This is a genomic window from Serratia sp. 22278, from assembly GCF_052045405.1.
GTDB lineage: Bacteria > Pseudomonadota > Gammaproteobacteria > Enterobacterales > Enterobacteriaceae > Serratia > Serratia marcescens.
The window spans coordinates 387,427-404,802 of sequence record NZ_JBQEOW010000003.1 but is presented as its reverse complement, the minus strand read 5'-3'; the positions used below and the strand labels follow the sequence as shown (position 1 = coordinate 404,802).

The following is a 17,376-nucleotide window of genomic DNA, read 5'->3' as shown; positions in this document are numbered from 1 at the left end:
TGTTGCTGAGTCTAGCGTTAACGTCTTGGAGATCAAAGGCCAAGCTGTAACGCCAGTTTTCTCGTTGTCCCATAAACGTGTTCTATACTTCTGCCGCAAGGAACGCCAGACAGCCCGAGAGGAGACTCGCATGTTACAAATCAGCACCGCAGATATCTTGAAAGTCGTCTTACCGACCGTCATTACGCTGTTTATCGCCGTGATCAAAACCCCTTTTCGCATTCGGCGGGAAAAACACGATAAGCTGCTCAAACTGCTCGAGTCTGTCGAGAAACCCCACGCCGCCCCCATTTGCCTGCTGCAGTTTCGAGACTATATGGGAAATAAAACCATCAGGCTGACGGCATTGCGGCTACTGCTGGCGCTGCCGGACAGCGTGACCGCGCTGGAACGTTATCGCTTCACCGGTGGCCGCCAGCAAATCCTGCGCGCCACGTCCGCAGGCTTCGTTTTGCGGCCAAACGCCGATAGCAAGTTCAAACGTTTTTTGCTTTCCGGCCGTTATTTCTTGCTGTACCTGCTGTTCGTCATGCTGCTGGTGCTATTGCTGGCACTGGCGCAATGGGGGCTGCGTGGGGTAGAAATCACCACCACGTCGATCACCTATCTGCCCGGTGCGCGCATCGGCGACGGCTGGCAACTGCTGTTCCTCGGCTTATTGTTTACTATCATTATGCTTAGCCTGGTATTCATGATTTTCAGACAGTTGATGCTGGCGGGCAATCTCAGCTCGGAAAGCGCCTTTTATCGTTACTATCAACAGGCGCGTGAGGAACAACGATGTCGGGAACTCCTAAGACAAATGCGCGATGTTCTGTGCCGTATCTGATGGGGATGCGCCGCTTGTTTCGCCGCGCGATAGCGACGCTGCTGTTCGCCGGGCAAACGGCCTATGCGCAGCCGACGCTGGAGCGCATCGCCGTTCCGTTTCGCGTAGCGACGGCGGCGGGCGATTTTTCTTACTATGTCGCCCATGAGCACCGCCCCCAGCCGCGTACCGCGCTGGTGGTGATGCACGGGCATCCACGCGACGCCGCCAAGACGTTGCAAGCGGCGATCGATGCCGCGCAGGGAGCGGGAGGCAACAGCTTGCTGGTCGCCCCGCTGTTCCAGGTGCCGGTAAAACTCGCCGTCCACTGCCATTCCGCCGGTCTACCCCGGCCGCAAGACGGTGACGCTCTCTGGCGCTGCGGCTCGTGGATCGCAGGCAATTTGGATAATAGCGGGAAAACCGGCTCGTTCAACGCCATGGATAACCTGCTGGCCGATCTGAAACGGCGTTGGCCGTCGCTGCAGTCGATAACCGTGGCCGGTTTTTCCGCCGGCGCCCAGTTCGTGCAACATTATGTCGGCTTTGCTCAACCGCCCAGCGGAGTGCGTCTACGCTATGTGGTGGCCGATCCCGGCAGCTGGCTCTATTTTGATCGTCTGCGCCCTCTGCCCACAAGCTGGGGAAGCTGCGGCAGTGAGAAAACCTGCCGCTTCCGCTGGCAAACGCTGGACGCCGGCCGCTGTCCGCAGGCCAATCGCTGGAAATTCGGTCTGGAAGCGCTTCCCGCTCACCTGCAGCGCGCCGCAGACGCGGCTCGCCGGCGCTATGCTGCGGCCGATATCACCTATCTGGCCGCCGCCGATGATACCGGCACCGCGCCGGGTGCCTACTATCGGATACTCGACAAATCCTGCGCCGCCCAGCTGCAGGGCCCCTATCGATTGCAGCGCGCCCTGGCCTACGCCGACTACGATCGGCGTTACCTGGCGCCCCAGAAGCCGCATCGGTTAACGATCGTTCCCGGCTGCGGGCACAATGTCGCCTGCGTCTTTCCCGCCCCGACGGCCAGGCAGGCGCTTTTCCCCATTAATGCAGACTAATAATAACGGCAATGAAGTAAACCCTTGCCGATAAATCGGACAATATCGCCGATAAAGCGCTGGCAATAGCGTTATTATTATGACTTAACATATTGCTATCAATTTTAATTCAAAATGATAATAATAAATCAACACAAAGCTGTTTCAGCGCAAATTTTAGGGGCATATACTTTTCTCACTACGAGGAGGTAGTTATGTTACGCGACCATTTAAAAATAAACGCCAGCGATACGCTGGAAAAAATCAGCAATATCCATTTGCAAAACCAGGGCCAGGAAGAGATCAGTGAGTTCGTGGTGAAAAACGCCGCCGGCCTGCAGATTGGCAAGGTCTCCGTCCACGATCGTTTCAGCACTCGTCGCTCTTACCCCACCAGCTACCGCATCACCCAAACCGACATGAGTGGCCGTGTGGTGGTGGATGCCATGCGGGACTGTCTATAAGCGTAACCACTCGCTGAAATAGCGAAACAATAATGTGATGATGGCAACCCTGTTTATTATTAAACGGGGTTTATCGCGTGGAAAAATTAATTACCTTCGTTGTTGCAGCGTCGAGAAAATAAAGCCCCCGCATTAGACGGGGGCGATCAATAAATCAACTCAGTGTTTGATGATATACATCGTTTGACTATAGGCCACGTCTTCCGGATTGGTGATCGGGTAGCCTTTTACCCACGGTTTGATCAGGCGGCCGTTGGTGTATTGGTAAATCGGCGCGATCGGCGCCTGATCGGCAATGATCTGTTCCATTTTGTTGTAATCGGCGGTCACCGCCGCCGGATTGGTTTCCCGCCCCGCCTGCGCCAGCAGCTTGTCGTAGTCCGCGTTCTTGAACTTGGCGATGTTGCCGCTGTGGGTGGAGGTCAGCAGCGACAGGAAGGTCGACGCCTCGTTATAGTCACCCACCCAGGAGGCGCGGATCACATCAAAATTGCCGGTGTTGCGGCTGTCGATATAGGTTTTCCACTCCTGATTCTGCAGCTTGACGTCAATACCGAGCTTTTTCTTCCACATCGAGGCCACGGCGATGGCGATCTTCTGGTGGCTTTCCGAGGTGTTATACAGCAGCGTCAGTTTCAGCGGGTTGTTCGGGCCGTAACCGGCCGCCTGCAGCAACGCCTTGGCCTGTGCATCCAACTCCGCCTGTGATTGCTGTTGCAGCAAGCTCGCTTCCGGTTTGAACCCGGCGGTCACGTCCGGCGTGAAGTGATAGGCCGGTTTTTCGCCGGTGCCCAGCACTTTTTCCGCGATAATCTTGCGATCGATGGCGTAGGACAAAGCCTGGCGCACCCGCACGTCGTTGGTTGGCGCGCGCTGGGTGTTGAACGCGTAGTAATAGGTGCCCAGTTGATCCGGCGTGTACACCTGCCCCGGAATGTCTTTCAGCAGCTTCTGATACATGTTTTTCGGGAAGGATTCGGTGATGTCGATGTCACCCGCCAGGTAACGCTTGGTGGCGTTGGATTCCTGGTTGATCGGCACGAAGGTCACTTTAGTCAGTACGGTACGCGCATGATCCCAGTAATGGTCGTTAGGCGTCAGCACCAGCTTCTCGTTCACCACCCGCTCCTGCAGTTTGAACGCGCCGTTGCCCACCAGATTGCCGACCTTGGTCCAATCATTGCCGTATTTTTCCACCACCGTCTTATTGACCGGGAACAGGCTGAAGTTGGCCGTCAGGCTGACGAAGTACGGCACCGGTTTGTCCAGCTGCACTTTAAGCGTGTAGTCGTCCGGCGCCGACACGCCTAAACGATCGGCCGGCAATTTGCCGCTGATGATCTGCTCGGCGTTCTGGATCCCCGCCAGCTGCGCGAACCAGGCGAACGGCGACAGGTTTTTCGGCTCTACCAGCCGCTGCCAGCTGTAAACGAAATCCTTCGCCGTGACAGGGGCACCGTTTGACCACCGCGCGTCTTTGCGCAGATGGAAGATATAAGTCTGGTTGTCGCTGGTCTGCCAACGCGTGGCGACGCCGGGGATCACTTTACCGCTGGCGTCCTGATTGACCAGCCCTTCGAACAAATCGCGCGCCAGCTGAGCCTCCGGCAAGCCTACCGCTTTGATCGGATCGAGCGAGGCCGGTTCGTCTTTAATGTGGCGCACGATTTCCTGTTTGGCCGCCAACGCGGTGCCCGGGGGAACCTGCGCCGCCATAGCGCTGCTCATACAGGCGCCGATCGCCGCCGCGCAAAGCGCCAAACGAAAACCCCGTTGCATTCTTCTTCCCGTCATTATGATTTTCCCCCGTTAACCATCTGAATTTTTTATCATATAGCACAAGATCCATCCGGCCTAGAGCCCGCGGTCGAGAAGTTGCAAAAAGTGCGATTCAGGCGATAAAAAACCCGTGCGGCGCAGGGCGGCACGGGCGGTGTTTGCAGCGGCGACCGTCAGTCGTACAGGTGGATGCTGTTGATGCGGTAGCTGAACTCTTCGCCCTCTTCTTCATCGAACACGGTGAAAAAGCCTTTCTCGGCCAGCGGACGAGCCGAGATATCGGTTTTTTGCAGCTGGCGCGCGTCGGCGTCGTCATAACCGTAGTCGAGGTAGAAGGCATCTTTCTGGTAATCGATATGCAGGGTGAACGGATAGTTCGATTCGTCACCGCGCCCGTCGTCGTTTTTCACCACGCCGAACCATTCCCCCTGGCGGATCTGGTTTTCAGCGTCCACGCCGCACAGCAGCGTGATGGTGTCATTTTCATTTTCGCTATAGCTGGCGATGATTCTGGCTACTGGCATGTTAAATCCTCTTGCGGGTGATTGGCTTAGCACTGCCGTTAGTATAACAATAGCGTCAGGCCAGGTGCGGTTTAATTGGCGTTTTCACCGCAGCGGCCTCACAGATCGCGCAAACGCCGCACAATTGCGATGGGAAAGATGTCTCAAAGCGTAATACACTGAATAAAATGACAATGACTCTCGACCTTTCATCCAGGGACAACACCATGACCGAACATCGACCACGCAGTGAACGTGGCCAGTTGGCCATCGCAGGAGAGAACTACGGCAGCTCGCTGCTGGGCGCGCCGCTGCTCTATTTCCCGGCGGCGAACGGCGGGCCGCAGACCGGGCTGATCATCGCCGGCACCCACGGCGATGAGAGCGCCGCCATCGTGACCCTGTCCTGCGCGCTGCGCAGCATCGCCCCCGAGCAGTTGCGCCACCACGTGGTGCTGGCGGTCAACCCCGACGGCTGCCAGCTGGGGCTGCGCGCCAATGCCAACGGCGTCGATCTGAACCGCAACTTCCCGGCCGCCAACTGGCGCTCCGGCGACACCGTCTACCGTTGGAACAGCGCGGCGCCGGTGCGCGACGTCAAACTCTCCACCGGCGGGCGCCCCGGTTCCGAACCGGAAACCCAGGCGCTGTGTCACCTGATCCATCGCCTGAAGCCGCACTGGGTGGTGTCGTTCCACGAGCCGCTGGCCTGCATCGAAGATCCCGCCAGTTCGCGGCTCGGCGTTTGGCTGTCGCACAAGTTCGAGCTGCCGCTGGTGACCAGCGTCGGTTATGAAACGCCCGGCTCGTTCGGCAGCTGGTGCGCGGATCTGTCGCTGCCGTGCATCACCGCCGAATTCCCGCCGATCTCCGCCGATGCCGCCAGCGAGCGTTACATCGACGCGATGACCGAGCTGTTGACCTACCCGAATTAATCCCTACGGGGCGATATCGACGATCGCCCCGCATTCGAACGCCAGGCCCGGTTCGGCGTCCCGCGCCAGCCAGGTCGGGCCGTCCAGATCGACGAAGCGCGCCGCCGGCGCCAGCGGCAAGGCAGCGGATATCGCCCGCGACGTACACAACATGCAGCCGAGCATGATGGCGAACCCTTGTTCGCGCGCGGCCTGCGCCAGCGCCAACGCCTCGGTCAAGCCGCCGGTTTTGTCCAATTTGATGTTGACCATCTGATAGCGCTGCGCCAACTGCGGCAGATCGGCGCGGGTGTGGCAGCTTTCATCGGCGCAGATCGGCAGCGGATGAATAAAGTGCTCCAACGCGGCGTCGTCACCGGCCGGCAACGGTTGCTCCAGCATCGCCACGCCGAGATCGGCCAGCAGCTGGCAGCGCGCCGCCAGCCCTTCCGCCTGCCATGACTCATTGGCGTCGACGATCAGCGTCGTCTGCGGCACCGCGGCGCGGATCGCCACCAGCCGCTCGCTGATATAGTGATCGTCGAGTTTGATCTTCAGCAGTGTGGCGCCCTGCCGCTCCAGCTCGCGCGCGGCGAAGGCCATCGCTTCCGGCGTGCCAATGCTGACGGTCTGCGCCATGCGGATCTGCGCCGGCGCCGTCACGCCGCTGCGCTGCCACAGGCTCTGCCCGTGCAGCCTGCACTCCAGATCCCACAGCGCCGAATCCAGCGCGTTGCGGGCCGCGCCCGCCGGCATCTGCGTCAGCAGCTGCTCGCGGGTGATGCCCCGCGCGATCGCCGGCGCCATCTCTGCCAGCTGCGCCATCACCGATTCCTCGCTCTCGCCGTAGCGCGGATACGGTGTGCATTCACCGGTGCCGCGCACGCCCTGCTGTTCGATTTCGACCACCACCACCCGGGCTTCGGTGCGGCTGCCGCGCGCAATCACGAAGGCGGTATGCAGCGGCCAGGCTTCCGGGTAAAAACGCATGTCTCTCATAACGGCTCCTGAGCGAAAACTGCGCATTCAGCCAGGCTGATGCGCCGGTGATGTTTTATAGAACAGTCTAATATATACAACTATTTAGCAAACTTTGATATCCAATCCGTCCCGGTTGTCATAAACTGGCGCCAGGGTGTGAACCTGATGTTAACTGCCGTTGTCGGCGCGCCGTTTCATCAGGTTCATACCCTTTGTATAAACACCTGTAAAAGGAATCTAGCAATGACTCAGACAGTACATTTTCAAGGCAATCCGGTCGGCGTAGCGGGCAAGCTGCCACAGCAGGGCGAACAGGCCAAGGCCTTCTCGCTGGTTGCCAAAGACCTGTCAGACGTGGCGCTGAGCAGCTTCGCGGGTAAACGCAAAGTCCTGAACATCTTCCCAAGCATCGATACCGGCGTCTGCGCGACGTCGGTGCGTAAATTCAACCAGCTGGCCAGCGGCCTGGATAACACCGTGGTGCTGTGCATCTCCGCCGATCTCCCGTTCGCGCAGTCTCGTTTCTGCGGCGCGGAAGGCCTGAGCAACGTGGTCACCCTGTCCACCCTGCGCGGCGCCGAGTTCAAGCAGGCGTACGGCGTCGAAATCACCGAAGGCCCATTGGCGGGCCTGACCGCGCGCGCGGTCGTGGTGCTGGATGGCCAGGACAACGTACTGTACAGCGAGCTGGTGAACGAAATCACCACCGAGCCGGACTACGACGCGGCGCTGGCTGCGCTGAAATAACAAAGCCGGCGAACGCCGGCTTTGGAAACACGCTAAAGGCGCCGCAAGGCGCCTTTTTTATTCTTCGCCCTCAGCGCCGCCTTTGCGGCTGCTCAGGCCATACTCGCGCAGCTTGTTGGCGATGGCGGTATGGGAAACGCCCAACCGCTTCGCCAGCTTGCGGGTGCTGGGATAGGTGCGATACAGGCGCGTCAGCACCGAGCGCTCGAAACGCTTGCTGATGTCGTCCAGCGAGCCGTCCAGCACCTCGTCGCCCAACGACATCTCCACCTCGAACTCCGGCAACACGATGTCCTGCGGCCGCAGCTCGTAGCCTTCGGTTTGCGTCAGCGCGCGGTAGATGGCGTTTTTCAGCTGACGCACGTTGCCCGGCCAGCCGTATTTGCTGAGGAAGCCGCCCAGATCGCTCGCCAGCTTGGGCCGCGCTACGCCCTGTTCATCGGCGAAGCGCGCCACGAACAGTTCGGTCAGCGGCATGATGTCCTGCGGACGTTCGCGCAGCGGCGGGATGGTGATGGTCAGCACGTTGAGGCGATAATAGAGGTCTTCGCGGAATTCGCCGCGCTGCACCAGCTCGGTGAGGTTTTTCTGGGTGGCGCAAATCACGCGCACGTCGACGTGCACCTCATGCTCCTCACCGACGCGACGGAACGTGCCGTCGTTGAGGAAACGCAGCAGTTTGGTCTGCATGCGCGGCGACATTTCGCCGATCTCATCCAGCAGCACCGAACCGCCGTTGGCCTGCTCGAAGAAGCCTTTCTTGCCTTCCAGCGCGTTGGGATAAGCGCCCGGCGCATGGCCGAACAGCTCGCTCTCCACCACGTCATCCGGCAGCGCGGCGCAGTTCAGCGCCAGGAACGGCTGTTTGCCGCGCGGGCTGCGTAAATGGCAGGCGCGGGCCAGAATATCCTTGCCGGTGCCGGTATCGCCGACGATCAGCAGCGGCGCATCGAGCATCGCCAGCTTGCGCGCCTGCTCCAGCACATGACGCATCTTGGCGCTCACCGCGACGATGTGGTCGAATTCGGTATCGTCGTTCACCGACAGATTTTGCAGTTGGCGGCCCATGCGCGCGGTGGACTTCAGCATCACCACCGCGCCAACCGCGGCCGGCTGCTGCTGTTGGTCTTCCAGATAAATCGGCGTGATGTCCATCAGGAAGTCCTGGCTGCGGATCACCACCCGCTCGGCGTGCGGCGCCGTATGCTCGCTCTCCAGCCAACGGCTGAAGTTATAGCCGCCGATCAGCGCCCCGGCGGTCTGGTTGCGGATCTTGTCTTCGCTCAGGCTGAACAGCGCCTGCGCCGCCGGGTTGGCCAGCTCGACCTTGCCTTTCATGTCGATCGAGAACACCGGTTCCGGCATCGACTCCAGCAGCGCACGCAGCGCGCGATGCTCGCGTTCGGAAGGCATAAAGCTGACGGTGCGCACGTCGGTTACGCCGGCGATGCGGCGGATCTCCGCCATCAACGCGCGGAAAGTATCGAAATCCAGCTGGGAGAAATTGAGGTAAATGCGGCCGATGGGATCGATTTCGATGCCACGTAAGTCAATGCTGCGCGATACCAAAAGATCGAGTAATTCTCGAGTGAGACCGAGGCGGTCTTCGCAAAATACTTCCAAACGCATCAGTGTTGGCCTTATCTCTGCAGGTGCGGGGATCGTTGACGATGATGATACTCCCTCGCACCGGGCGGTAGAAGCGATCTGTCAGCAAAAGTTGACAGAACTCTGATTTATTGCCGTGGTTGCTGATTTTAAACGCAAGCGGATAACAGCATCGGCGTCATTTTAGCCTACAAACAGAGAGTTATCACAACCAGAATTAATTTTGCAGAGATTTATCACGTAATCACAGGGGGATCGACTGTCGTCAAGTCTCGATTACGTCCGGCGTCGGCGCCGTTGAGAAAACGGCGCTCCTGAGAGCGCCGTCGCGGGGTTATTTGGCCTTGCCGTCGCTCTTTTTCAGCGTATCTTTCAACTGGCCGATCAGCTGGCTGCGGAAATCGCCAAGCTTCGGTTTTTCCCCTTCCAGCCACGGCAGCGGGCGGCACAGTTCCATCGCCTTGATGCCCAACCGCGCGGTCAACAACCCGGCGCCAATGCCCTGCGCCGCGCGCGCCGACAGCCGCGCCGCCAGATCCTGCGACATCCAGTCCATGCCCACTTCGCGCACCAGTTCGGAGGCGCCGGCGAAGGCGATGTTGAGCAGCACCAGCCGGAACAGACGAATGCGGCTGAAGTAGCCCAACTCGATGCCGTACAGCGCGGCGATGCGGTTAATCAAACGGATGTTGCGCCAGGCAATAAACGCCATATCCACCAGCGCCAACGGGCTGACGGCGATCATCAGCGTCGACTCGGCGGCGGAACGGCTGATTTCGCGCCGCGCCTGGTTGTCGAGCACCGGCTGCACCAGTTTGGCGTACAGCTCCACCACTTCACGATCGTTTTGCGTTTCATGCAGCGACGCCTGCCAGCGCTGCAGTGCCGGATGCCCCTGATCCAGACCGGCCTGGCGCGCCAGCTTCTCGCAGAATTCGCGCCCTTGCCCCAGCCCGTGGCTGTGCAACAGCTCGCGCGCCACGTCACGCTCTTCCGCGCGCTGGCGCAGCCGATACAAACGCCGCCACTCGGTGACCACCGAACCGACGCCGGCGAACACGATCAGGCCGCCGGCCACGCCGCCGCCCATGGCGATCCAGTCCTGCTGCACCCAGGCGGTATGCACCCACTGCACGCCCTGCGCCACTACGCTGACGCCGAACAGCGCCAGGCCGGCGGTGACCATTTTGCGCCACAGGCTGCGTTTAGGTTTCAGCGCGGCGTTAATGATGCCTTCGGCGCGCCCTTCTTCCTCTTCCTGCTGCAGCTCCGGCGCCGCCGGAAAGAAGCTTTCCGCCTGTTCGGCATCGAAAGCGACGCCGGCGCGCAACGCCGGCTCCTGCGGCGGCTGCAGCGGCTCGTCAAAATCGATACGCGGTTTGATCGGCTCGCTCATCGCAATTTGTCTCCCAATAAAAACTCCATCACCGCATCCAGACGGATGTGCGGCAACGGGCTGTCCACGCTCATGGCGCGCGGACGAAACTCATCGAAGTGGAACCCCTGGCTCTGCCAGAACGCCGGCCCCGGCAGACGGGCGGGCACCTCGCCGGGGAACACCGTCAGCGGCGCGCCGTCGCTCAAGCGGTTGCCCTTCAGCGCCGGGATACGCTGCCCCTGATGATCGACGATGCCGCTCTCGGTCGCCTGCACCGAGGCCAGGCCGACGCAATCCATGCTGATGCCTTCGAACGCCGCATTCTGCCACGCCTCTTGCACCAGCTGTTGCAGCAACGACACCAGATTGGCGTGCTGATCGGCGGTGATATGGTCCGCCTTGGTGGCGGCGAACATCAGTTTGTCGATGGTCGGCGAGAACAAGCGGCGAAACAGCGTGCGCTTGCCGTAATGGAAGCTCTGCATCAGCTGGGTCAGCGCCAGACGCATGTCGTTGAACGCCTGCGGGCCGCTGTTGAGCGGCTGCAGGCAGTCAACCAGCACGATTTGCCGATCGAAACGAACGAAGTGTTCTTTGTAGAAGTTTTTGACGATCGACTGGCAGTAATAGTTGAAGCGAGCGCGCAACATGCCGATGTTGGTGTGTTTGTCGGCCTGCGCCAGCTTCGATTCGCCGATAGTGGCCACGTCAGGCCACGGGAAAAACTGCAGCGCCGGCGCGCCGGCCATATCGCCCGGCAGCACGAAACGCCCCGGCTGAATGAAGTGCAGCCCTTCGCTTTTGCAGCGCAGCAGATAATCGGTGTAGGCCTGGGCGATCGCCGCCAGGCGGTTTTCGTCGACCGGCGCCAGCGGATCGCAGGCTTTGCACAGCTCAAGCCAGGGCTTGGCCCATTCGGCGCGCTCGCCCTGCAGCAGCCCGGTCATCTGGCGCGACCAGGCCAGGTAATCCTGCTCGAGCATCGGCAGATCAAGCAACCATTCACCGGGATAATCGACGATCTCCAGGTACAGCGTGGAGGTGTCTTTGAAGTGGCGCAGCAGCGAGTCGTTGGAACGGTAGCGCAACGCCAGCCGGATTTCGCTGACGCCGCGCGTCGGCGTCGGCCAGGCCGGCGGCGTGCCGTACAGCTGCGCCAGCCCTTCATCATAGGTGAAACGCTGGATGCCGAGATCGCGCTGCGGGATGCGTTTAACGCCCAGCAGGCGCTCTTCGCGCACCGGTGAAAACAGCGGCATGCGCGCGCCGCTGTGCACATGCAGCAGTTGGTTAACGAAGGCGGTGATAAAGGCGGTTTTGCCGCTGCGGCTCAGGCCGGTCACCGCCAGGCGCAGATGGCGATCCATTCCGCGGTTGACCAGCGAGGTTAACTCATTTTGCAGTCGTTTCATTGCTCTCCTTGACGTAACGCCCGAATGCCTTGTTCAGACCTTTACGGAACAGCGGTTCCAACACCAGCGCCAGCACGAAGCGCACCGGTTTGCGGCCGACGGTCTTCAACAGCCAGCCGGCGGCGCCCGCCGGGCCATAGTTCAGTAACGCTATGATGATGACTTTAGCCAATGTCTTCAACATTGCCGCCGCTCCTCGTTTAAATCCACCCGTTCTGGCGGTGTTCGCGACATCGATTTTATTCATGACAATGCCCTCCGGCACAAGACGATTAAGATGACCCTCAACGGGATAACGGCGGCGAAGATGCCCGGCCTGCGCAGGCCGGGCATCGCAAGAAGGGTTATAGCTTGCGGAAACGGCTCTGTACGCCGAAGGTGTCGGACGTCACGTAACGCTCGACCTGACGCAATTGCTGTTCGCCGCTGCCCAGCTCATATTCCAGCTGATCGAGCAGCTGGCGCGGCGTTTTCTGATGCTCGCCCTCGAAACGGCTGGCCGGCGCTTCGTCCAACACGAAGACCAGCGCGATATAGGCCACCAGCGTGAAGAAGAACAGCCCAAAGAACAGCGACAGCACCACCATCACGCGGATCAGGCGCACCGGCACGTCGAAATAATGGGCCAAACCGGCGCAGACGCCTTTCACCATGCCTTCTTCGGGTACGCGATAAAGCTTTTTACTGCCCAGCGTATTGCTCATCAGGACTGTCTCCAGTTCGGGTGTTCCGCATCGAGGATCTCTTCCAGCGCCTGAATGCGTTCACGCATGCGTTTGGCGTCTTCCGCCAGCTGCGCCAGGCGCTGCATTTCTTGCTGACTCAGCTGGATGCCGGTCTGTTGCCGATTGCTGTAATGCAGCCAAAGCCAAATCGGCGCGACAAACAGCACGAAAATTGTCAGCGGAATGGCAAGTAATAAAGCACTCATTGTTATTCCTTCTTATTCGGGTCCTGGATTGGCGGCCACCTCCGGCGTGTGGCCGCGGTTCGCCTTACTCTGAGCGGTTCATCTTGGCTTTCAGCGCCGCCAGCTGCTCACTGATGGCGTCGTCGGCTTTCAGCTCGGCAAACTCTTGGTCCAGCGACTTCTTTTTACCGATGCTGATGCTTTCCGCTTCGGCTTCCATGTGGTCGATGCGGCGCTCGAACTGTTCGAAACGCGCCATCGCCTCATCCAGCTTGCCGCTGTCGAGCTGACGGCGCACTTCACGGGAAGAAGACGCGGCCTGATGACGCAGCGCCAGCGCCTGCTGCCGCGCGCGGGTTTCGGTCAGCTTGTTTTCCAGCTCGCCGATTTCGCTCTTCATGCGCGCCAGCGTTTCTTCTACGGTCGCCACTTCCTGCGTCAACGTGGCGATCAGATCGGCCACCTTTTGTTTTTCGATCAGCGCCGCGCGGGCCAAGTCTTCTTTATCCTTACGCAGCGCCAGTTCGGCTTTTTCCTGCCAGTCGCTTACCTGGCTTTCACCCTGCTCGATGCGGCGCAGCAGCTGTTTCTTTTCCGCCAGCGCGCGCGCCGACGTAGAGCGGACTTCAACCAGCGTGTCTTCCATCTCTTGGATCATTAACCGCACCAGCTTCTGCGGATCTTCCGCCTTGTCCAGCAGGGTGTTGATGTTGGCGTTCACGATGTCGGCAAAACGAGAAAAAATACCCATAATTCACTTCCTCTTGGTTCTGATGGCGTCTGAAGCGCCGCGTTAAGTCGTACAGCTTGCCCAAAGATATAATCAAAACCCGTGCCAACTTTTATATCATTGAAAAACAACAATTCTTTATTTTTGACTCTCCGAGCGCTTGCTGTAGAGTGATTATTTTCACCAAACATTGGCGAATTTCATCATGAACGAACAGCCAGAGAATTTGTTGGGCGAAGCAAACGCCTTCGTCGACGTATTGGAGCAAGTCTCCCAGGTGGCAAAGCTGAACAAACCGGTGCTGGTGATCGGCGAGCGCGGCACCGGCAAGGAGCTGATCGCCCACCGCCTGCACTACCTCTCCAACCGGTGGCAAGGGCCGTTCATCTCGCTCAACTGCGCGGCGCTGAATGAAAATCTGCTGGACTCCGAGCTGTTCGGCCACGAGGCCGGCGCCTTTACCGGCGCGCAGAAACGTCATCTGGGCCGCTTCGAGCGCGCCGACGGCGGCACGCTGTTCCTCGATGAGCTGGCGACCGCGCCGATGCTGGTGCAGGAGAAATTGCTGCGGGTGATCGAATACGGTCAGCTGGAACGCGTGGGCGGCAGCCAGCCGCTGCGGGTGGATGTGCGGTTGGTGTGCGCCACCAACGACGATCTGCCGGCGCTGGCGGCGGCGGGCAAGTTTCGCGCCGATCTGCTGGATCGGCTGGCGTTCGACGTGGTGCAGCTGCCGCCGCTGCGCCAACGCCGGCCCGATATCATGTTGCTGGCCGAGCACTTCGCCATTCAAATGTGCCGCGAGCTGGGGCTGCCGCTGTTTCCCGGCTTTACCGAACGCGCCAGGCAGACGTTGCTCGAATATGGCTGGCCGGGCAACGTGCGCGAACTGAAAAACGTGGTGGAACGTTCGGTCTATCGTCACGGCGACAGCGACAGCCCGCTGGATGAGATCGTCATCAACCCGTTTGCGCCGCGCGAGGCCACGCCGGTCGCGCCCATTCCTGAAGACGCCGCCGCGTTGCCGCCGCTGCCGTTGGATTTGAAACACTGGCAGCTCGAGCAGGAGAAGGCGCTTCTCGAAGCGGCGCTGCAGCAAGGCCGGTTCAATCAGCGCAAGGCGGCGCAGCTGCTGGGGCTCACCTACCATCAGCTACGCGGCATGCTGAAAAAACATGCGCTGCTGCAAAACGGCGAAGCGGACGAGGAATAGCGGGCAAAAAAAAGCCAGCACCCGAGCTGGCTTAAAAAACACTGGAAGCAATGTGAGCAATGTCGTGCCTTCCACATCAGAGCCGCAAACCGTGGCCTTCCGTGAACTGCCAGGCGATGATAATAGTTATCAGTATCGTCTGTAAAGCACTTTGTTGAGAATTTTTCTCATTACCACACGAAGATTGCGCAATTACCACTCAGGGAACGGGTCCGCCATCTCCAGCCAATAGTCCACGCCGGCGGCCATTTCATCGTCGCTCAGCAGGCAGTCATCCAGCAAACGCACGATCGCCGCCTGTTGCAAGTGCTGGCCGATAAACACCAACTCCTGGCGCATGTCGCCGAACGGCTCCACCCATTTCTCCTGAATATGTGCCCGCGTTTCCGGATCCTGCGGCCAATTATCTTGCGGGATAGCGCGCCAAAAGGTGCCCGCCAGGCCGTAATGGGCGATGCCGCCGGCCTGGCTCCACTGCCCGGCCTGTCGCGGACGCGTCGCCAGCCAGAAGAAGCCTTTCGAACGCAGCAGCTTGCCGCCGCCCCAGTCGCCGTTGATCACACGGTAGAACTTGTCCGGCGCAAACGGCCGCCGCGCTTGATAGACAAAGCTGCTGATGCCGTAGCTTTCCGTTTCCGGCACGTGTTCGCCGCGCAGCTCTTTCAGCCAGCCGGGCGCCTGCTGCGCCTTTTCAAAGCTGAAGCTGCCGGTATTCAGCACCGCCTCCAGCGGCAGTTTGCCCGGCGCGATCGGCACAATGCGGGCGTCGGGATTCAGGCTGGCCAGCAGCGCCATCACTTCGCCCTGCTGCGTTGGCGTCAACAGATCGGTCTTGCTGACCAGGATCACGTCGCAAAATTCAATTTGCTCGATCAACAGGTCCGCCACGCTGCGCAGATCGTCCTCGCCCAGGCTTTGGCCGGCCTCCTGCAGGCTTTGCGTCTGTTGGTATTGCTGAATGAAATTCACCCCGTCGACCACCGTCACCAGCGTATCCAGCCGGGCGAATTGGGACAGGCTTTCGCCCGCTTCATCCTCAAAGGTAAAGGTTTCCGCCACCGGCAGCGGCTCCGAGATGCCGCTCGATTCGATCAACAGGTAATCGAAACGCCCCTCCTGCGCCAGTTCGCGCACCGACACCAGCAGATCTTCGCGCAGCGTGCAGCAGATGCACCCGTTGCTCATCTCCACCAGCTTCTCTTCCTGGCGATCGAGATGCACTTCATTCTCTACCAGCGCGGCGTCAATGTTCACTTCGCTCATGTCGTTGACAATCACCGCCACGCGCATGCCCTGCCGGTTGTTCAGGATATGGTTCAGCACCGTGGTCTTGCCGGCGCCGAGAAAGCCGGAAAGCACGGTCACGGGAAGTTGTTTCATGGAAACCTCATTAAAATTCATTGCGTAATGCCTGATAACCGCGCACCAGTTCGACGTTGGTGGCGGCCACTTCTTCCGAAAACTGCAGCGCGCCGCGATCGACCTGGCGATAACGCGACAAATCGCTGTCCGGCCCCACGCGCTCGGTCGAGGGGATATAGCGGTTTTCCGGCAGCGTCACGCCGTCCACCACCGCGTTGTAGCGCACCACGCAGCCGGACTGAACGTGGCAGTTGAACAGCACGCTGTTGAAACCGATAAACACCCGATCGTCGATGCGACACGGGCCGTGCACGATGGCGCGGTGGGCGATCGAGCTGTAACGGCCGATGGTGACCGCCGCCCCGCTCTTGGAATGGATCACCACGCCGTCCTGAATATTGGAGTGCGAGCCGATGACGATCGGCTCCATGTCGCCGGTTGCGTTCAACTCGTCGGCGCGGATCACCGCATACGGGCCGACGTAGACGAAATCTTCGACGATCACCCGGCCGCAAATAATGGCGGTGGGATCGATGTAGGCCAGCGGCGAAACCTGCGGCAGATGGCCGCTGGGATTTTTACGCAGCATGGTGTTCTCCCCGCCAGCTCAGCTCCGCCACCGCATTGTGGGCATGCAAACTCTCCTGATGCTCGACGCGCAGCGAGAAGGCGCGGTAGTCGCACTGGCTGCGCAGCATGCGATACAGACGCCGCGCCGCGTCCTCGCAAAACATCAGGTTCTGACCGTTGGCCAGCGCGAAGGCCTGCTCGTCGCGGCGTTTCACCAGCGTTTGCACCGGCGTGCCCAATGCGTGTTCGATGCGGTCAATCAGTTTCACCGGTTCGAACGCCCTTTCATTCTCGGGCGTTACGGTGATCCAGGCCCAGCTGCGCTGGCTGTGGGGGGTGGCCGGCATCCCTTGATCCAGCAGCCACTCGCTCACCTGCCGCTGGCTGACGCGCTCCGCCGCCTGTTCAAAATCAAACTGAAACTGTTGCTGCGCCAGCTGGCGGCTGAGCGCCGCCGAACTCGGGCAGGTGGAGGAGTAAGGCACGCCGACGGTCAGCGCCAGCGTCAGCGTGCCTGCCAGGGTGGCCTCGATGCGCAGCGGATAAGCTTTCCAACCGCGCTGCGGCGACAGCAGCGCCGGGCGCGACAGCAACAGCTCGCCGCTGAGCGTCAGGCTGGCGCGATCGCTGTGTTCCGGCTGCGAATCCAGAAAAGCCTGCAGCGTCCGATCGATGCGCTGCGGCGTCAGCTCTCCCTGCGTCAATTCGTCCAGCGCCAGATACAGCCGCGACATGTGAATGCCGCGTTCCCCCGCCGCCTCGGCGCGCAGGTTGATACCGGCGTCGACCTTCGCCATCAATGGCTTGCCGGCCAGCTCCAGCGGCAGCGCGATCCCTTGCATCCCGACCCAATCGAGCCCGACATCACTCATTTCGCCGCGCCCTGCCTGAGCGTCCGGCAGCGAACGGCGTGGTGGAAGTGCAACTTCGTTCATACATCCCCTTGCGTTGTTG

19 protein-coding genes are annotated in these 17,376 nt (G+C 60.3%); 6 read left to right on the top strand and 13 right to left on the bottom strand.

The window, feature by feature from the left end:
* Positions 1–25: 25 nt before the first annotated feature.
* The 3 genes from ACTJJ6_RS09325 to ACTJJ6_RS09315 all read left to right on the top strand — a co-directional run bounded on the left by ACTJJ6_RS09325 (position 26) and on the right by ACTJJ6_RS09315 (position 2,315).
* Positions 26–829, top strand: a complete 804-nt coding sequence (locus tag ACTJJ6_RS09325) for a hypothetical protein (RefSeq protein ID WP_229597655.1) — start codon at positions 26–28, stop codon at positions 827–829.
* Positions 781–1,872 (top strand): hypothetical protein, encoded by a 1,092-nt coding sequence (locus ACTJJ6_RS09320; RefSeq protein WP_053090356.1) that lies wholly within the window; start codon positions 781–783, stop codon positions 1,870–1,872. The genes ACTJJ6_RS09325 and ACTJJ6_RS09320 overlap by 49 nt, the downstream gene beginning before the upstream one ends.
* Positions 1,873–2,066: 194 nt before the next feature.
* A complete protein-coding gene (locus ACTJJ6_RS09315; RefSeq protein ID WP_004930507.1) occupies positions 2,067–2,315 on the top strand; it encodes a hypothetical protein in 249 nt (82 codons plus the stop codon).
* Between the two features lie 159 nt (positions 2,316–2,474).
* Here the strand turns inward: ACTJJ6_RS09315 and ACTJJ6_RS09310 are convergent, their stop codons facing one another.
* Together ACTJJ6_RS09310 and ACTJJ6_RS09305 are read right to left on the bottom strand one after the other, a co-directional pair.
* Positions 2,475–4,109: a peptide ABC transporter substrate-binding protein gene (locus tag ACTJJ6_RS09310; RefSeq protein WP_049299377.1), complete on the bottom strand. Its 1,635-nt coding sequence runs from the start codon at positions 4,107–4,109 to the stop codon at positions 2,475–2,477.
* 158 nt (positions 4,110–4,267) lie between these two features.
* The gene (locus ACTJJ6_RS09305) at positions 4,268–4,618 is read right to left on the bottom strand and encodes a hypothetical protein (RefSeq protein ID WP_015378006.1); all 351 of its coding nucleotides are present in this window, start codon (positions 4,616–4,618) and stop codon (positions 4,268–4,270) included.
* 206 nt (positions 4,619–4,824) lie between these two features.
* On the opposite strand from ACTJJ6_RS09305, the gene mpaA reads away from it, so the two are divergent.
* Positions 4,825–5,532 carry a murein tripeptide amidase MpaA gene (mpaA, locus tag ACTJJ6_RS09300; protein WP_028128339.1) on the top strand — a complete coding sequence of 236 codons (708 nt, stop codon included), beginning with the start codon at positions 4,825–4,827 and terminating at the stop codon, positions 5,530–5,532.
* 3 nt (positions 5,533–5,535) lie between these two features.
* Here the strand turns inward: mpaA and ycjG are convergent, their stop codons facing one another.
* Positions 5,536–6,510, bottom strand: coding sequence for an L-Ala-D/L-Glu epimerase (ycjG, locus tag ACTJJ6_RS09295; protein ID WP_033640164.1), 975 nt, complete (start codon positions 6,508–6,510; stop codon positions 5,536–5,538).
* Positions 6,511–6,735: 225 nt separating this feature from the next.
* On the opposite strand from ycjG, the gene tpx reads away from it, so the two are divergent.
* Positions 6,736–7,239, top strand: a complete 504-nt coding sequence (tpx, locus tag ACTJJ6_RS09290; protein ID WP_016927561.1) for a thiol peroxidase — start codon at positions 6,736–6,738, stop codon at positions 7,237–7,239.
* Positions 7,240–7,296: 57 nt separating this feature from the next.
* Here tpx and tyrR read toward each other — a convergent pair whose 3' ends face one another.
* The 7 genes from tyrR to pspA all read right to left on the bottom strand — a co-directional run bounded on the left by tyrR (position 7,297) and on the right by pspA (position 13,298).
* Positions 7,297–8,868 carry a transcriptional regulator TyrR gene (gene tyrR / locus ACTJJ6_RS09285; protein WP_033634193.1) on the bottom strand — a complete coding sequence of 524 codons (1,572 nt, stop codon included), beginning with the start codon at positions 8,866–8,868 and terminating at the stop codon, positions 7,297–7,299.
* Between the two features lie 313 nt (positions 8,869–9,181).
* On the bottom strand, positions 9,182–10,243 hold the full coding sequence (locus ACTJJ6_RS09280) for a YcjF family protein (protein WP_004930545.1): 1,062 nt from the start codon (positions 10,241–10,243) through the stop codon (positions 9,182–9,184).
* A complete protein-coding gene (locus tag ACTJJ6_RS09275; protein ID WP_016927559.1) occupies positions 10,240–11,637 on the bottom strand; it encodes a YcjX family protein in 1,398 nt (465 codons plus the stop codon). Before ACTJJ6_RS09275 ends, ACTJJ6_RS09280 begins: the two co-directional genes overlap by 4 nt.
* Positions 11,618–11,884: a phage shock protein PspD gene (gene pspD / locus ACTJJ6_RS09270; RefSeq protein WP_031299672.1), complete on the bottom strand. Its 267-nt coding sequence runs from the start codon at positions 11,882–11,884 to the stop codon at positions 11,618–11,620. Before pspD ends, ACTJJ6_RS09275 begins: the two co-directional genes overlap by 20 nt.
* Positions 11,885–11,981: 97 nt before the next feature.
* Complete coding sequence (gene pspC / locus ACTJJ6_RS09265; protein ID WP_015378011.1) at positions 11,982–12,341, bottom strand: envelope stress response membrane protein PspC; 360 nt, start codon at positions 12,339–12,341, stop codon at positions 11,982–11,984.
* On the bottom strand, positions 12,341–12,568 hold the full coding sequence (pspB, locus tag ACTJJ6_RS09260) for an envelope stress response membrane protein PspB (RefSeq protein WP_004930553.1): 228 nt from the start codon (positions 12,566–12,568) through the stop codon (positions 12,341–12,343). Before pspB ends, pspC begins: the two co-directional genes overlap by 1 nt.
* Positions 12,569–12,632: 64 nt before the next feature.
* Positions 12,633–13,298, bottom strand: a complete 666-nt coding sequence (pspA, locus tag ACTJJ6_RS09255) for a phage shock protein PspA (RefSeq protein WP_004930555.1) — start codon at positions 13,296–13,298, stop codon at positions 12,633–12,635.
* A 184-nt stretch (positions 13,299–13,482) separates the two neighbouring features.
* Between pspA and pspF the strand changes: the two genes are divergently transcribed.
* Positions 13,483–14,490: a phage shock protein operon transcriptional activator gene (gene pspF / locus ACTJJ6_RS09250; protein ID WP_049299379.1), complete on the top strand. Its 1,008-nt coding sequence runs from the start codon at positions 13,483–13,485 to the stop codon at positions 14,488–14,490.
* Positions 14,491–14,682: 192 nt separating this feature from the next.
* On the opposite strand, the gene zigA is transcribed toward pspF, so the two are convergent.
* Genes zigA through folE2 form a run of 3 tightly spaced genes read right to left on the bottom strand, consistent with a single transcriptional unit; the run spans position 14,683 to position 17,357 of the window.
* Complete coding sequence (gene zigA / locus ACTJJ6_RS09245) at positions 14,683–15,870, bottom strand: zinc metallochaperone GTPase ZigA (RefSeq protein WP_440802469.1); 1,188 nt, start codon at positions 15,868–15,870, stop codon at positions 14,683–14,685.
* A gap of 10 nt (positions 15,871–15,880) precedes the next feature.
* Entirely contained in the window at positions 15,881–16,441 is a 561-nt protein-coding gene (locus ACTJJ6_RS09240; protein ID WP_016927555.1) for a carbonate dehydratase, read from the bottom strand.
* Positions 16,431–17,357, bottom strand: a complete 927-nt coding sequence (folE2, locus tag ACTJJ6_RS09235; RefSeq protein WP_049299382.1) for a GTP cyclohydrolase FolE2 — start codon at positions 17,355–17,357, stop codon at positions 16,431–16,433. The genes ACTJJ6_RS09240 and folE2 overlap by 11 nt, the downstream gene beginning before the upstream one ends.
* Positions 17,358–17,376: the final 19 nt, after the last annotated feature.

What these genes read in the sequence shown, in the direction of transcription:
- ACTJJ6_RS09320 (WP_053090356.1), top strand. Translation starts at nt 781, where the DNA reads ATGTCGGGAACTCCTAAGACAAATGCGCGATGTTCTGTGCCGTATCTG.
- ACTJJ6_RS09315 (WP_004930507.1), top strand. Translation starts at nt 2,067, where the DNA reads ATGTTACGCGACCATTTAAAAATAAACGCCAGCGATACGCTGGAAAAA.
- ACTJJ6_RS09310 (WP_049299377.1), bottom strand. Translation starts at nt 4,109, where the DNA reads ATGACGGGAAGAAGAATGCAACGGGGTTTTCGTTTGGCGCTTTGCGCG.
- ACTJJ6_RS09305 (WP_015378006.1), bottom strand. Translation starts at nt 4,618, where the DNA reads ATGCCAGTAGCCAGAATCATCGCCAGCTATAGCGAAAATGAAAATGAC.
- mpaA (WP_028128339.1), top strand. Translation starts at nt 4,825, where the DNA reads ATGACCGAACATCGACCACGCAGTGAACGTGGCCAGTTGGCCATCGCA.
- ycjG (WP_033640164.1), bottom strand. Translation starts at nt 6,510, where the DNA reads ATGAGAGACATGCGTTTTTACCCGGAAGCCTGGCCGCTGCATACCGCC.
- tpx (WP_016927561.1), top strand. Translation starts at nt 6,736, where the DNA reads ATGACTCAGACAGTACATTTTCAAGGCAATCCGGTCGGCGTAGCGGGC.
- tyrR (WP_033634193.1), bottom strand. Translation starts at nt 8,868, where the DNA reads ATGCGTTTGGAAGTATTTTGCGAAGACCGCCTCGGTCTCACTCGAGAA.
- ACTJJ6_RS09280 (WP_004930545.1), bottom strand. Translation starts at nt 10,243, where the DNA reads ATGAGCGAGCCGATCAAACCGCGTATCGATTTTGACGAGCCGCTGCAG.
- ACTJJ6_RS09275 (WP_016927559.1), bottom strand. Translation starts at nt 11,637, where the DNA reads ATGAAACGACTGCAAAATGAGTTAACCTCGCTGGTCAACCGCGGAATG.
- pspD (WP_031299672.1), bottom strand. Translation starts at nt 11,884, where the DNA reads ATGAATAAAATCGATGTCGCGAACACCGCCAGAACGGGTGGATTTAAA.
- pspC (WP_015378011.1), bottom strand. Translation starts at nt 12,341, where the DNA reads ATGAGCAATACGCTGGGCAGTAAAAAGCTTTATCGCGTACCCGAAGAA.
- pspB (WP_004930553.1), bottom strand. Translation starts at nt 12,568, where the DNA reads ATGAGTGCTTTATTACTTGCCATTCCGCTGACAATTTTCGTGCTGTTT.
- pspA (WP_004930555.1), bottom strand. Translation starts at nt 13,298, where the DNA reads ATGGGTATTTTTTCTCGTTTTGCCGACATCGTGAACGCCAACATCAAC.
- pspF (WP_049299379.1), top strand. Translation starts at nt 13,483, where the DNA reads ATGAACGAACAGCCAGAGAATTTGTTGGGCGAAGCAAACGCCTTCGTC.
- zigA (WP_440802469.1), bottom strand. Translation starts at nt 15,870, where the DNA reads ATGAAACAACTTCCCGTGACCGTGCTTTCCGGCTTTCTCGGCGCCGGC.
- ACTJJ6_RS09240 (WP_016927555.1), bottom strand. Translation starts at nt 16,441, where the DNA reads ATGCTGCGTAAAAATCCCAGCGGCCATCTGCCGCAGGTTTCGCCGCTG.
- folE2 (WP_049299382.1), bottom strand. Translation starts at nt 17,357, where the DNA reads ATGAACGAAGTTGCACTTCCACCACGCCGTTCGCTGCCGGACGCTCAG.